This window comes from Rhizobium sp. NZLR10 (assembly GCF_019685125.1).
GTDB lineage: Bacteria > Pseudomonadota > Alphaproteobacteria > Rhizobiales > Rhizobiaceae > Rhizobium.
Map to the genome: position 1 here is coordinate 180,001 of NZ_JABDWE010000009.1, position 14,384 is coordinate 194,384.

The window sequence follows — 14,384 nt, forward strand, 5'->3', positions numbered from 1 at the left end:
GCACCGCCTTAGTACGTTCGTCGCACAAACATACTGGGCCGTCAATTCGAAATCGGCTAGGGAGAGTATGGGCGACCCAGCTGAAGCACCCGTAATGCCTTTCGACCTGAACCCTTTCCCCGTCGCGAGTAACCGTCATACAATTTGGGATATGCTCGTGCGCAAACACGTCGGCAGCTTCGTCGCCCAGGGTTGGAAGATCTTTGCTTCGTCGTTCAAGTTTGAAGGATTCTGCGGGTCGGCCTCGTGTCGAGGCAGGCGCTTCCAAAAACAGCATGGCACGGAAACTTTGATCTGGATCAACTCGCGGTCCCGGCGAAATTGGTAATCATCAAGCCGCGCCGGAGGAAATCGGGATAGCCGAACCCGCAATCGCGACGTAAGCGTCTGAGTATGCCCAGCATGCGCAGCCACATCCGGCACACGCGGATTTTGAAGGGATCAGGACATGGACGTTGCACGCAGTAAGGGTTCCGACGCCGGCACTCCCGTCGCTTGCGCTTCCTGCCAGGCGCGGCACGGCGTCGTCTGCGGCGTACTGTCGAGCGGTCAGTTAAAGGACCTCGGCCGCCACTCGCTGCGCCGCAAGGTCGATGCCGGCAGCGAGATCATCGCTCAAGGGTCGGAAAGCTCTTTCTATTCGAACATAATGCGCGGGGTGGTGAAACTCTGTAAGGTGATGCCGGACGGGCGCCAGCAGATCGTCGACCTGCAATTCGCCCCCGATTTCGTCGGCAGGCCCTTCGTGCGCGAAAGTACGCTGTCGGCTGAGGCTGCGACCGATGTCGAAATCTGCGTCTTCCCCCGCGACCTGCTCGACCGCATGATATCGGAGACGCCGGAACTGCGGCGCAGCCTGCACGATCAGGCGCTGAAGGAGCTGGACGCCGCGCGCGAATGGATGCTGACGCTCGGCCGGCGCACCGCCGAGGAGAAGGTCGCAAGCCTGCTCCACCTCATCGCCACCCACGCCGAACCGCAGACCGCCACGACCACCGCCTTCGACCTGCCGCTTTCCCGCGCCGAGATCGCCGATTTTCTCGGTCTGACCATTGAAACCGTCAGCCGCCAGATAACCAGGCTGCGCAAGAGCGGCGTCATTCGCATCGAGAAGTTTCGACATATCATCGTCCCCAACATGGATGAGCTGGAGCGGATGATCAGCGCATAGAACGGGATCAGCTGCCGAATTCGGGATCAGCGCGTGATTACGACGCGGTTGTTGGCGGGGCCAGCCTGTGGCGCCAGCAGCGCTCCTCATCACATCACCCACCCGGGACCCCGTCCCCATTCAAGCTCGAACGAGGCAGATACATGAACAAGATCAAGGTCGCCAATCCCGTCGCCGATCTCGACGGCGATGAAATGACGCGCATCATCTGGCAGCTCATCAAGGATAAGCTGATCCATCCGTATCTTGACCTCGACATCGACTATTTCGACCTCTCGGTCGAAAACCGCGACGCCACCAACGACCAGGTCACTGTCGACGCCGCCAACGCCATCAAGAAATACGGCGTCGGCATCAAGTGCGCGACGATCACGCCGGATGAAGCCCGCGTCAAGGAATTCAACCTCAAGGAAATGTGGAAGAGCCCGAACGGCACGATCCGCAACATCCTCGGCGGCGTCATCTTCCGCGAGCCGATCATCTGCAAGAACGTGCCGCGCCTCGTTCCCGGCTGGACCAAGCCGATCGTCGTCGGCCGCCACGCCTTCGGCGACCAGTACCGCGCCACCGATTTCAAGTTCCCCGGCAAGGGCAAGCTGACGATCAAGTTCGTCGGCGAAGACGGCACCGTCATCGAGAAGGAAGTCTTCAACGCACCGGGCGCCGGCGTTGCCATGGCGATGTACAACCTCGATGAATCGATCCGCGAATTTGCCCGCGCCTCGATGATGTATGGCCTGATGCGCAAGTGGCCGGTCTACCTGTCGACCAAGAACACCATCCTCAAGGCCTATGACGGCCGCTTCAAGGACATCTTCGAGGAAGTCTACGAGACCGAATTCAAGGATCAGTTCAAGGAAGCAAACATCACCTACGAACACCGTCTGATCGACGACATGGTCGCCTCGGCGCTCAAGTGGTCTGGCGGCTACGTCTGGGCCTGCAAGAACTATGACGGCGACGTCCAGTCCGATACCGTTGCCCAGGGCTTCGGCTCGCTCGGCCTGATGACCTCGGTTTTGCTCACGCCCGACGGCAAGACGGTCGAAGCCGAAGCCGCGCACGGCACGGTCACCCGCCACTACCGTCAGCATCAGAAGGGCCAGGAAACCTCGACGAACTCGATCGCCTCTATCTTCGCCTGGACGCGCGGCCTGGCGCATCGCGCCAAGCTCGACGACAATGCCGAGCTTGCCCGCTTCGCCGCAACGCTCGAAAAGGTCTGCGTCGACACCGTCGAATCCGGTTTCATGACCAAGGACCTGGCGCGGCTGATCGGCCCCGACCAGCCGTGGCTCTCGACCACCGCATTCCTCGACAAGATCGACCAGAACCTGCAGAAGGCCATGGCGTAAGCCGGTCTTTCCAAGATAACATCGAAGCGGCGGGGATTTCCCCGCCGCCAGATTGCTGCGAGTGTTCGACGCCCCGACGCTCAGCCCAGAACCGCCGCGGTTACAACGACAAATCGGTTGCCCGGGACATCTTCGATTACATCGTCGAACAGGCGATCGGCCACGGGCTGGTCGGCACGGTGGCGTTACACGGATTCGACCCATCTGAAGGCCAATGCCAACAAGGGCGAATACGATCTTGCAATGGTCGAGAAGTCGCGCGCCGACTACTTGGCCGATCTGGATGCGGCGATCGAGGCCGAACGCAAGCTGCACGGCCAGAAGCCCTTGAAGGACAAGGAACGCCGGCCGGAGGTGACGACGACTAAGGTTACGCGCAGCGTTCAGACAGCGGCTATATGGTGCGCGACGGCAGGCCGAAGGGCTTCTTCTCTCTCGATCATCGCACGATGGACGGCAAGCTCGCCATCATCACCGATACTTATGTCACGCCAGCCAATGTCCACGACTCGATCGTCTATCTCTCAAGGCTCGACCGGCAGCAGACCCGTTTCGGCTTCGATGTCGGCGCGGACGGGCTGGATGCCGGCTATGCTACGCCGGGCATCGCCAAGGGCCTGGAAGACCGGCAGATCCTTGGCGTCACAGGCTATCGCAATCCCACTCCGCCCAAGCCCGTCATGATGCGCAAGTCGACGTTCGTCTTCGAACCCGAGACCGATGGCTATCGCTGCCCCGAAGGCCATTTGCTGACCCATTCGACGACACCGACGAAGCCGACAGATTCTTTGGTCTAAACTGTCCATCCATCTGGACCGCGGAACGGTTCAAACGTCAACGCTGCTACCTCTGTCACGACGTAGTGAAGAATTGTCGAGGGCAGGCGCATTCGCCATCACTGCTTTTCCTCTCGCGCGCCTCGGCTACCATCTCCTCAAGCCTAACAGCAACACCGTGAGCGCGGCGATAATAGGCGGATTCTGGTATCCCATACCGGTCAATTGGCGTCTCGAAGTTGAGCGGAGTCTGATAAGGAGTTGAGGCGATCGCCGAGGCGATCGTGTGCCAATCTAATCGTCCGTCGAATGGCAAGAGATGGTCATCCACTGCTCCGAAATTGTCGTGAATGTGAGTAGCAATGACGCGATCCGCGAAACGCTCAAGGACGCTGAGCTTGCCTGGCTCGATCAGTTCCCAGTGGCCACAATCGAAGCAGACGCCGATGAACTCCTTGCCGTATCGAGCGAACAGCCGATCATAGAGGTTGAGGAAATTCTGGGCGTTGGCGCAGAGGAGAGTTTCCGCGGCAATCTGGACGCCCTTTTCGACGCAGTAAGGCCTGATTTCGTCGAGAGACTGGAAAAGGGGGTCGAAGAACGCTCGTTCGGCGGCTTCGCTGCCGAAGACGTTGTCGTTGATATCGATGTGCAGAACGATATTGGGGGACTGGAACGCGGCCGCCAGGTCGACACGGTTACGCAACAGCTCGACTCCGCTGCGGCGCTGCCATTCATGCGGCGACAGGAAGTCCTTGCGCGTCTCCATCGCGAAAGGGCCAGGGTTTTTGTAGCCGATCTCGGTGATAGGATTGCGGCCATTGCTGGCATGAACCGAGTGCACTTTCAGCCCAGCATCGGCCACGATCCTGCTTGTAAACTCGATCTCGGCGTCGGCCAGCCAGTACGAACTGCCGGAGTCGGGATTCCAGTTGATGTGTGTGAAGCCAGCTTCCTTAATGAGGGTGAGCGAGTTGCGAATGCCTTCGTCGTACCAACGCTCCTGGTGCGGCCAATGCCAGACGGTGATGCAGGTATCCAATGGATCAGTCTCCTGTTCTACAATGTTGTGGTTTCTGGACCTTTGCCAAGGCCGATCCGCTCGGCCAACAGAATGATCGCCATTGAAAACACCATGATCAGATTGACGTAGACGAGGTTGAGGGCCGCCTGCTCAGGATCGACAGACAGCGAGCTGTCTACGATTGCAATCGGCAGCGGCTTGTTATTGACGTTGTATAGAAAGGCCGACAAGGGGTATTCCGACAGGAGATCGTTGAAGGCCATCCCGGCGACGAGGATTACAGTCGGCGCCACTATCGGCAGAATGATGCGGCGATAGCGATAAAGACCGGTGGCGCCCATCGAGCGGGCGGCCTCGTTATAGGCCGGATCAATTCCTACGAAGGCGGCCCTCAGGAACCTCACCATCAGCGGCAAGGCGACGATGGCGTAGCCAATCGGCAGGAGCCAGTAGCCGCCGAGGAGGACTGCGTTTCCAACGAGCGGGTTTGGCGAGTCAAAGGTGACGATCAGCCCGACAGCGAGCAGAATACTAGGAACTACCCATGGCAGGAAGAAAGTGATGTCCAGAAGGCGCGTCAGCCAACTGCGGCGGCCAAGAATAACCGGGACGGCAAACAGTGTAACGCCGAGCGCCGCCGATACCGCGACAAGGCTCATCACTATGGAGTTGAAAAACGGAAGAAAGGCGCTGCCTTCGGTGAAGACGCGGGTATAGTTCTTCAGTGTCAGGCTGGATGGGATCACTTCGATGCCGATGCTCGCGGCAGGGGCGAAGGAGAAGAGTACGACAAGCGCGATCGGCACCGTATAGATAGCCACGAGAAGATAGGCAAACAAATGTAGCACTGCATTGCCGATGGGGCTGCAAATTTTGCGTAGCTGGATGGGCGCAGTCGCTTTCGCGCCGCCGACATAGGAGCCGCGCGCTTCGAAATATTGAGACAGCAGTATAAGCGCCATGAGACATAGTCCCATCATAAGCGCGAGTAAGGCGGCCATGTCGGGACGGCGCAGGCTGTTCAAGGTCAGCACCATCTGGCTCAGCATGTGGAAATCGCGACCGCCCAGCACCTGAGGGGCGGCGAAAGAGCTGATTGCGGTGTAAAGGGTGAGAAGGGTGACGGCGAGGAACGTCGGCATGATCGCGGGCAGTACCACACGCCACAGGATCGTATATTCCGAGGCACCCATACTGCGCGCAGCTTCGATTGTTGCGTAGTCGACGCGGCGCATCGCAGCGCGCAGAAAAAGATAGTAAAAGTTGGTCATCAGAAAGGTATGCGTGAAGAGCACGCCAAACCAGCCGATGAACCAGGCTTGCGGGAGGCTGGAGACGGCGGCCTTCACCAGATGTGTCACCGCACCGCTGGGACCATAGGTGAAGTTGTAGCCCGCCGCCGCAACGACACCGCCGAAGACCAGGGGCGTTGCATAGGCGATTTTCAAGAGTGCGCGACCGCGTACGTGAAAATATTCAAGGACGACGACCTGGAACATCCCCACAATGGTCACCGTAACCATGGTCGCTGACGTCATCCAAAGCGTGTTCCAAAGGGCAGCGCGCACTCTTCGTGATCTTGAAAGTTCGCTTGCGATCTGGCCGACCACCAGGCTGCCGTCCTTGAAAAAGGCCGCATGAAGTGACGCGACTAGCGGCAGGATCAGGAAGGTGATGACGATCCAGATCAGGGCCGCCACTCCGATCCAATAGACTACGCGCTCGACGGGCGCCGCGCGGTTCATCTGCCCGCTTCCTCGAAGATATGCGCCGAGCCCGGCCGGACCGTCCAGGACACGGTCTCACCGATTTCAGGTAACTCGTGCCCCATCCTGGCGGCCGAAATTAAGTGTCCGCCGGCATCCAGGTCGATGCGGCTGTGGGCGCCAAGAAATTCCACATGGCGGACGGTCGCCGGCAACCCGGCTTCTACCGCTTTCCCGACGAACACATCTTCGTGGCGGACAAAGATGCGCCCCCGAACGTCGCGGCCCAGAATTTGCGCGACAACCGGTGCGAGCAGTTCGTTGGCGGTGCCGATAAACTCGCAGATGAACGGCGTCGCGGGCTTTCGATAAAGAGTACGTCCGTCACCGATCTGTTCAACGCCACCGTTCGCCAGCACGACGATCGTGTCGGACATGGTGAGTGCATCTTCCTGATCATGCGTGACAAAGACCGCCGTGAAGCCAAATTCCTGCTGGAGCCTCTTGATCTCGCGGCGCATCGTCACTCGCACCTTGGCGTCGAGATTGGACAATGGTTCGTCGAACAAAAGCACCTTGGAGCCCGCGACGAGCGCGCGCGCAATCGCGACCCGCTGTTGTTGCCCACCTGACATGGTCGCGGGCTTCTTGTGCAGTTGCTCCGTAATCCCGGATGTTTCGGCGATCTGGGTGACACGCTTGACAATCTCGCCCTGCGGGATCTTCGCCACACGCAAAGCAAAGGCGATATTCTCGAAAGCCGTCATCGTTGGAAACAGCGCATAGTTCTGGAATACCATGCCGACTTTGCGCCGCTCCGGAGGCTCGATGGTAATATCTTTTCCTTCAAGAATAATCCGACCGCTCATGACCGGATGAAAGCCAGCCAGGGTCCTTAGGACGCTGGATTTGCCGCTGCCGGAAGCCCCGAGCAGAGCAACGAACTCGCCTTCTTGAATCTCAAGCGAGAGGTCGCTGATGACAACCTTGTCGCCATAGCCAATATGCAGTTTATCGATGATGAGGATCGGGGTCGGCATAAACATACTCCTGAGAAGCCTGGCGATCTGCGTCGCCCGGCCCTACATCCTCACCGGATTTCTAGCTCGATCTTCTGCAACCAGCCGTCCAGTTTGGGCGCGACGGCATCCCAATCGATCGGCTGCGCCTTGACTAGTTTCGCATTCGCCTGCACCTCTGGCGGTGATTTGGCCAACGCCGCCGGCAGCACCGGAACCTGACCGAATTTCTTGGCGTAGCCGGCCATGACATCGGCAGAGCCGAACCAGTCGACGAATGCCTTTGCCTGCTCCAGCTGATCGGTTCCCGCCATGATCGCCACGCCTTCAGAGATGACGGGCGTGCCACCTTCCGGGTCAATGACCTTGACTTGCATGCCGAGCTCCTTGGCGTCCTTGATTACGCCGCCGAACCAGTTCAGATTGATGATCGCACCGCCCGATTTGAAGGCTTCCTTGCGCGCATCGGCGTCATCGACAACGATCGCGTTCGCATAGAATGCGCCAAGAAAATCCCATCCAGCCTGAGTGACTTCGCCCTTGTCGTCGAGGAACCGGGCCAAGATGCCGGCAAGATAGACCCTTGTCGTCTGCCAGGCGGTGTTGCCGATGACGTATTTGCCTTTGTATTCGCCCCTTGTCAGGTCCAGCCAGCTTTTCGGCGCCCGCTCAGCGGCAAGCTTGTCAGACTCATAGGCGATGACGACCGGTGTGCTCCAGAATTTGTAGACAATGCCTTCCTTGTCCTTGTAGTGCGCAGGCAGGTCCGCCGCCCAGGCTGGTGTGTATGGCTGGAACAGGCCATTCTTTTTGAGCAGAGCCATAGACGCGTCGACCATGCCAAGTACGACGTCGGCCTGGGGGTTGTTCTTCTCGGCGACCAGCCGATCAAAAAGTTCTCCTCCGGGTGCGCGCAGAAACTGCACGTCGTGACCGGCGGCTTTAGCCTGGTCGATTATCCATTGAACGTTCTCTTCCCCCTGAGGTGAATAAACGACGAGACTCTTTGCCAAGGTCGGAGAGGCGATCGCGATCAGCACGGCGGCGAGGCTCAACAATCGTTTGATCTGGTGCATGGTGTTCTCCCATTTCATTTTGGCGGTCATTCCGATTTGGCTTTCTTAAAGGATCCTCATGACAGATTAATTACATTGCGTAATTTAATATATATTGCAATAGCTGTTTGGCTGCTGACAATTTGACACTCTTGGAACCAATGGACCTTTCACGGAACGAACGACGACTGGTCGAACTGATTTTCGTAGGCAAGCAGATTGCGCGGGTCGACCTGGCGGAACGGTCCGGCATGACAGGTGCTTCTGTCACTCGGCTGATAAGTCGCTTAATTGAGATCGGACTTCTGATCGAGGTGGTCGAGCGGACCGGCGCCCAAGGCCAGCCTCGGCGCTTGCTGAGCTTGCGGGCTGACCGATATCTTTCCGCGGGAATAACATTCTCGGTCTCCCGAATGGAGGTAGCAATTGCTGATCTAGCGGGTAAGATTCTTACCTCCCGATCTGTAGACATCGAGACCAGCACAGCTTTGTCTGTGGCAGAGGCGGCGCAGGCTGCTATCGCAGCGATGCTGACCGATCTTGGCACGCCTAAAGATCGCCTTCTCGGGGTCGGCTGCTCGGTGCCCGGCAATTTCGGCACGATGTCGCACATCCTCAAGGCCCACAGCTTCTTCCCGGCTTTCGATGATGGTGAGGCGGACCAAGCTTTTAAAGCGACTTTCGAAGCGCCCTATTACATCGAGAATGATGGAACAGCTGCATCGCTCGGAGAGTATGTGTTCGGCGGACGCATCCCGCAGCCTGATCCGATGTTCTTCATTCACATCGGACACGGTGTCGGGGGAGGGGCGGTTATCGACGGGCGGCCGTACCGCGGTGTCAATGGAAACGCCTGCCTGCCCGGAGTTCTCTACCCGTACGACCAGCCGCGCCCATCCGGCCAAGATCTTTTTGCCACCCTCAACAGTGCCGGCTTCGCCATCCACGACTTCATCGACCTCGATCGGTTGCCAGATAGCGCCGAAGCGGCGTTAGAAATCTGGATTGAACGCGCCGGAAAGCAGCTCAGCGAGACGGTGCGTGTAGCTACGGCGATGTTCGACCCCGCGCTGATTGTCCTTGGGGGACGGCTGCCAGAACTAGTGACAGACAGGCTGGTACGCGCAATTTCCAGTCAGCCAATCCTTGGCCCGTCGCGCGGCTTGGAGGCTGCCGCAGTTGAGGCCTCTCGACTTGGCCCTCGCGCCGGCGCGATCGGGGCGGCCTGCATTCCGTTCTTTGCCTCTCTCTTTTCCGCCGCCGTCGCAGACGATGGCAGTCCTTACCTTAACGGTCGCAAGCCCAAATCCCGACCTTAGAAAATTCGATAGCGCGCCTGAGTCTCTTTAAGAAGCCTACCGGACAGGCCTTGCCCGGCGCGAATCGACACAACAGGTCCGCAAGCCCCTTCGTTGCATATCGGTGTCGCTACAAAGCCTCAAATGACCAGCTTGAGGTGGCTGGATAAAACCAGACCGGCGGCGCCGCGCAGAGCCGTATGGCCTTCGCCGATACCATTCACCGTGATCGATATCTCCTGACCAGGTCTCTTCACCACTAGCTGCTCTACATGCTGCCTGATCAGCTCTGCTGCCTTCATTCCGCCTCCGGCGACGTCTCCATGAAGGACGTAGGAGTTGAGGGAGAGTGTTTGCTGCAGATTGACGATGCCGAAAGCCACGTTCCGTGTGTAACGGACGAGAAGCTCCTCTGCCGCATTCGAGCCTTCGTCTGCTTCCTTGACAAGCCTGGCACAGGTGATGCTCTTGGGATGCGGCAAGCCCATTCGGGCGGCTTCCTTTCGTAACCACGGAAGAGCAGCGATCGTCTCCCAGCAGCCGTGCTTTCCGCAGTTGCAAGGGGCACCATCGATCTGCACCACGGTGTGCCCGAGCTCGCCGCCGGATCCGGCGAGTCCACGATAGACCTTGCCGTCGATGAAGAAGGCGCCGCCGAGAACCTCGCCAGTATAGACTGCTGCGAAATTTTGTTGACCGCGACCGGGTCCGAACCATCTGTCCCCAACAAGCAAGGCACGGGGGTGGTGATCGATGGCAACCCGAAGAGAGAAGCGTTCTTGTAGTATTGCTACGAGGGGAAGTCCCGTTAGAACGGGAGCAAGATTGACGGTGAGAATGGTTCCATTGTCACTGTCGATCATTCCAGCAGAGGCCACGCCAATGCCAAACGGCGCCTGCTGGGCCTGAGACAGTGTGGCAGTAAGCGTCTCCGTCATGACCGCGATGAATGCTTCTGTGTCGCCATGCGTATCAAATTCAACTTTCGCAACGGCCTTGATCTCACCGGTTAACGCCACGAGGCATGTTTGTATCGTGCCGGGCAGAAGGAGGACTGCGCCAAGCATCGGTGCATCGGGGTTAAAATAAAGCGGACGAGCCGGCTTGCCGCCTTTGACGTCGGAAGGCGACGCATCTCCCTCAATAAGAAGCTGGTCTTCGATCATCGGCTGCACAATACCGGTTATCGTGGTCCGGTTGACACCTGCAAGTCGAGCGAGATCTGCCCGGCTTTTGGGTCCGTTGTCATATAAGGCTTGAAGGACGCGACCGCGGTTTATCGCTCCAAGCGCCGATTGGGAGACAAGTGTCACGTTACCGCCGTTCTCGCCGACGGCGACTTCTCTGCTGGCAGGGGTGCGCTGGCCCAACGAATAGGACGGCTGGCTCTCAAACTTCAATTCTCTTCTCCAATCTACCGGATCCTTTTAGCCCGTACATTATCGAACGGCCATACAACATAAGGCCCTTTCCGGTGATGCAAGCAGGACCTCGATGACAACCGCAGTACCGCGCCGGAATTTTCGCCGCGACAACTTCTTGACACTAACATAAGTTTGTGCGAGGTACAAACTAACTGCTTACAAAAAGCACATTAGGGGTAACAATCTCAGTATCGACAAGCGGAAGCCCAGGGGCTGCGCTGAAGGGCCGGGGTTGGGATACGAAGCAACTGAGGAGGCTGTTTATGACAATCGATATCGGAAATATGTCGCGACGTGACCTGCTGAAAAGCGCTTCCGTCGCAGCTCTTGTGGCTGGCGCGGGATCATTGGCCATTCCACGGAGGGGTGCCGCGCAGGATGCGAACACCGTGCGCGTCCTGTCCGTTGAAGACCCATTTTTTTTCTCAATGAAGGCGCTGGTGCCAGAATACGAGAAGGAAACCGGCATCAAAGTCGAACTGGAGAGTCTCTCCTATGACGCCCTTCAATCGCGCCTCGTGTCTGCCTTTGTCGCCAAGACCTCCGACGCCGATGTCATCGTCGTCGACCAGATGTGGCTCGGGCAATATCTCGACAACGGCTGGATCATCTCGCTGAACGATTTTATTGCCAAGGACAGCGAATTCGACCTATCCGACTTCATCCCCGAGGTCCTTTACTCCTCGAATATGTGGCGCGGCCAAGTTGGCACACTGCCGGTTGCCGCCTATGCGCAGGGGGTCATGTATCGCAAGGACGTCTTTGACGAACTCGGCATTACAGCGCCGCCGACCGAGACATCGGAAGACTGGACCTGGACGAAATACATCGACACACTGAAGTCGATGGAAGGCAAATCATTCGCCGGTAAGCCGCTCTTTCCAACCGTCGTTTGCGGTTCCCAGCCGTCGCCGATCGTCCACATGTTTACGCAGGTGTCGGCAAGCCACGGCGCGAATTGGTTCAAATCTTTCCCGGCCGCTCCGTGGGATTTCTCCCCGCAACTGACGAGCCCCGCCTGGATCAAGTCTGTCGAAGTCTATAGGCAGCTCTACAAGTTGTCTCCGCCTGAAGCGATCAACTATGTTTGGTTCGATGCCGGCACCCGTTTCGCCAAGGGCGATATCGGCATGTTCTACTGGTGGACCCCGTACTTCTATCTAATCAAGAACTCGGGCTACATGACCGGCAAAAAGTCGGACATCATGGATAAGTACGTAACGGCGGCCTTGCCGAAGGCCGAGGGCGTGCCTCAGACGGTTAGTCTCGGCGGCTGGAGCCTTGGCATTCCATCGAGTTCCGAAAGGCAAGAAGCAGGCTACGCCTTTATCAAATGGGCGACCTCGAAAGCCACGCAGAAGAAAATGGCCCTTTGGCCGGACCTCAACTACCAGTTCTCCGACTTTGCGCGCATTTCGCTCTATCAAGATGAGGAAGTCAAGGCGATCTATCCTTACCTCGATGTGCAGTATGCGATGATGAAGCAGGGCAACGGCAAGATCACACGCCCGCCTGTCCCTGGTTACACAGCCATCGAAAGCGTGTTGGGTCTCACATTGAACCAGCTTCTGACCGGTAGCGAAGAGCCGAAGACCGGCCTCGAGCGCGCCAACAGCCTGTTCGAGAGCATCCTGAAGGGCAATCTCATGATCCCTTATCAGAAGGATAGCTACACAGATACTCTTGATGGGGCCAAAGCCCTGATCGCCAAGAACTAATTAGAGTTCTCCTCGGGCCGGCGCGAGAGCGATCGCGCCGGCAGCCAAGTGAAGAAGAACTGGATCTGGCAATGCACACGACTACTGTTTGCTCTCCGCGAGCCCTCGGGCCCGCCCGGAAGAGCTTTATCCGACGAAACCTGCCCTACTTGCTGATTGCGCCTTCGGTGGTGATGCTGCTCGCTCTGATCGCCTACCCCTTGCTGTTTGCCCTAAGATCGAGCTTCTATTTCTGGAACCTGCAAATCGGCCCGGAGCCGCTCCAGTTCATTGGGTTCGAGAATTATGTGCAGGCCTTCAACGCTTTCGACTTTCGCGCCGCGCTCACCAATACCCTGATCCTGTCGATCCTTGGCACGGCACTTGAGTTCACGCTTGGCCTGGCGATCGCGCTCATTCTGCTCAAGGCACTGCCTGGCATGAACATCGTGCGGGCCTTGCTGATCCTGCCAACAACGATCGCGCCCATCGTCGTCGGCTTTTTGTTCCGCTACCTCTATGATCCCGGCGGTGGCCTGTTGAGTTGGGTGTTGCAGTCGCTCTGGCTCCCCGTTCCCGCAGAAGGAATTCTTGGCTCGCCATCGACAGCACTCGCGGCGATCCTCTTCGTCGACATCTGGCAGTGGACACCGTTCTTTGCAATCGTTCTCTATGCGAGCCTTTTGGCCGTGCCGGACGAGATTTTGGAGGCCGCACGCCTGGATCGCGCGTCTGCATGGACGATCCTGATGCGGATCAAGCTACCGCTGATCAAACGCACCGCAATCATTATCGTCATGCTGCGCTTCATGCAGATCTTCAACACCTTCGACACGGTGCTTGTGCTCACGCGCGGCGGACCGGGCACGTCTACACGCACCCTTGGATACTCACTCTACGAACAGGGCCTTGTGAACTTCAACATCGGACTGGTCAGTGCCATGACCTGGATCACCGTGCTGATCGTCAACGTCATCGTTGCACTGTACGTCTTCTTCGCGTTCCGAAACGAGGAGTGGTAAAATGTCGCGCCGACACACGAGCTTCAACACGGCACTCACCTACGCCGCCGGCCTCCTCTTCCTGGCAATCTTCGTCGGTCCGATCCTGTGGTTCATCGCCCTTGCGATCCGGCCGGCCGAGACGGCGTTCACCATGCCGCCGCAAATCACATTCGAGCCCAATCTCGACGCATTCCGGCACATCCTCGTCGATCCTGGCACCAACGCGCCGCAACTGGTCAACAGCCTCATCGTCGCGATCGGTGCTGTGCTACTCAATCTGCCTTTTTCGGTTCCCGCAGCCTACGCGTTGTCCCGTTTCAAGCTCCGCGGCAAGAAGAACATCATGTTGTGGTATCTCGGGCTGTTGATGGCCCCGCCGGTCGCGTTTCTGATCCCATATTTCATCCTCATCACGCGCATTGGCCTCCAGGGTTCCTACTTTTCGATGATCCTGGTCCTACAGACGCTGACGATCCCGTTTTCCGTCTGGTTGATGAAGAGCTTTATCGATGAGGTGCCAGTGGAACTGGAGGAAGCTGCCCGGGTGGACGGCGCCCGTTGGTACACGATCATGTTGCGGATCACGCTACCGATCGTTCGTCCTGGGATCATTGTTACCTCGATGTTCGCCTTCGTGTTCGCGTGGAACAACGCCGCTTTTCCGCTGGTGCTGAGCTCACGCTCGACCGCCACCCTTCCTATCGGAACACTTGGGTATTTCGCAACGAGCGGAGTGACCTGGAACTACATCGCCGCCGCCGCAGTGCTCGCGATGATACCTCCGATGATCATCTTCCTTGTTTTCGATCGATACGTCGTACGAGGCCTCACCTTTGGTTCGGTGAAGGGCTGAGC

At 58.1% G+C, this 14,384-nt stretch carries 11 protein-coding genes and 1 pseudogene; 7 read left to right on the forward strand and 5 right to left on the reverse strand.

What is annotated here, in order from left to right; genetic code table 11:
• The first annotated feature begins 448 nt into the window (after positions 1 to 448).
• The 3 genes and pseudogenes from HJB82_RS15755 to HJB82_RS15765 all read left to right on the forward strand — a co-directional run.
• A complete protein-coding gene (locus tag HJB82_RS15755; protein WP_131702452.1) occupies positions 449 to 1,171 on the forward strand; it encodes a Crp/Fnr family transcriptional regulator in 723 nt (240 codons plus the stop codon).
• Positions 1,172 to 1,314: 143 nt separating this feature from the next.
• A complete protein-coding gene (locus tag HJB82_RS15760) occupies positions 1,315 to 2,526 on the forward strand; it encodes an NADP-dependent isocitrate dehydrogenase (protein ID WP_127431448.1) in 1,212 nt (403 codons plus the stop codon).
• Positions 2,527 to 2,587: 61 nt separating this feature from the next.
• A pseudogene (locus HJB82_RS15765) lies at positions 2,588 to 3,293 on the forward strand (IS5/IS1182 family transposase); the annotation flags it as partial.
• A gap of 85 nt (positions 3,294 to 3,378) precedes the next feature.
• Here the strand turns inward: HJB82_RS15765 and HJB82_RS15770 are convergent.
• From HJB82_RS15770 to HJB82_RS15785, 4 genes are read right to left on the reverse strand one after another with little or no spacing between them, the layout of a single operon-like run.
• Positions 3,379 to 4,344 (reverse strand): sugar phosphate isomerase/epimerase, encoded by a 966-nt coding sequence (locus HJB82_RS15770; RefSeq protein WP_127431447.1) that lies wholly within the window; start codon positions 4,342 to 4,344, stop codon positions 3,379 to 3,381.
• Between the two features lie 17 nt (positions 4,345 to 4,361).
• Entirely contained in the window at positions 4,362 to 6,071 is a 1,710-nt protein-coding gene (locus tag HJB82_RS15775; RefSeq protein WP_168260003.1) for an iron ABC transporter permease, read from the reverse strand.
• Positions 6,068 to 7,072 carry an ABC transporter ATP-binding protein gene (locus HJB82_RS15780; RefSeq protein WP_168260004.1) on the reverse strand — a complete coding sequence of 335 codons (1,005 nt, stop codon included), beginning with the start codon at positions 7,070 to 7,072 and terminating at the stop codon, positions 6,068 to 6,070. Before HJB82_RS15780 ends, HJB82_RS15775 begins: the two co-directional genes overlap by 4 nt.
• A gap of 50 nt (positions 7,073 to 7,122) precedes the next feature.
• Positions 7,123 to 8,127, reverse strand: a complete 1,005-nt coding sequence (locus HJB82_RS15785) for an extracellular solute-binding protein (protein WP_221140584.1) — start codon at positions 8,125 to 8,127, stop codon at positions 7,123 to 7,125.
• 107 nt (positions 8,128 to 8,234) lie between these two features.
• Here HJB82_RS15785 and HJB82_RS15790 point away from each other — a divergent pair, with 107 nt between their 5' ends.
• Complete coding sequence (locus HJB82_RS15790; RefSeq protein ID WP_259673959.1) at positions 8,235 to 9,425, forward strand: ROK family transcriptional regulator; 1,191 nt, start codon at positions 8,235 to 8,237, stop codon at positions 9,423 to 9,425.
• A 119-nt stretch (positions 9,426 to 9,544) separates the two neighbouring features.
• Here the strand turns inward: HJB82_RS15790 and HJB82_RS15795 are convergent, their stop codons facing one another.
• Positions 9,545 to 10,804 (reverse strand): ROK family transcriptional regulator, encoded by a 1,260-nt coding sequence (locus HJB82_RS15795; protein WP_221140585.1) that lies wholly within the window; start codon positions 10,802 to 10,804, stop codon positions 9,545 to 9,547.
• Between the two features lie 287 nt (positions 10,805 to 11,091).
• Between HJB82_RS15795 and HJB82_RS15800 the strand changes: the two genes are divergently transcribed.
• The 3 genes from HJB82_RS15800 (at position 11,092) to HJB82_RS15810 (ending at position 14,382) form a co-directional block, all read left to right on the forward strand.
• Complete coding sequence (locus HJB82_RS15800) at positions 11,092 to 12,546, forward strand: ABC transporter substrate-binding protein (RefSeq protein WP_221140586.1); 1,455 nt, start codon at positions 11,092 to 11,094, stop codon at positions 12,544 to 12,546.
• A 71-nt stretch (positions 12,547 to 12,617) separates the two neighbouring features.
• The gene (locus tag HJB82_RS15805) at positions 12,618 to 13,547 is read left to right on the forward strand and encodes a carbohydrate ABC transporter permease (RefSeq protein ID WP_221140587.1); all 930 of its coding nucleotides are present in this window, start codon (positions 12,618 to 12,620) and stop codon (positions 13,545 to 13,547) included.
• A gap of 1 nt (position 13,548) precedes the next feature.
• Positions 13,549 to 14,382, forward strand: coding sequence for a carbohydrate ABC transporter permease (locus HJB82_RS15810; protein ID WP_221140588.1), 834 nt, complete (start codon positions 13,549 to 13,551; stop codon positions 14,380 to 14,382).
• Positions 14,383 to 14,384 lie beyond the last annotated feature (2 nt).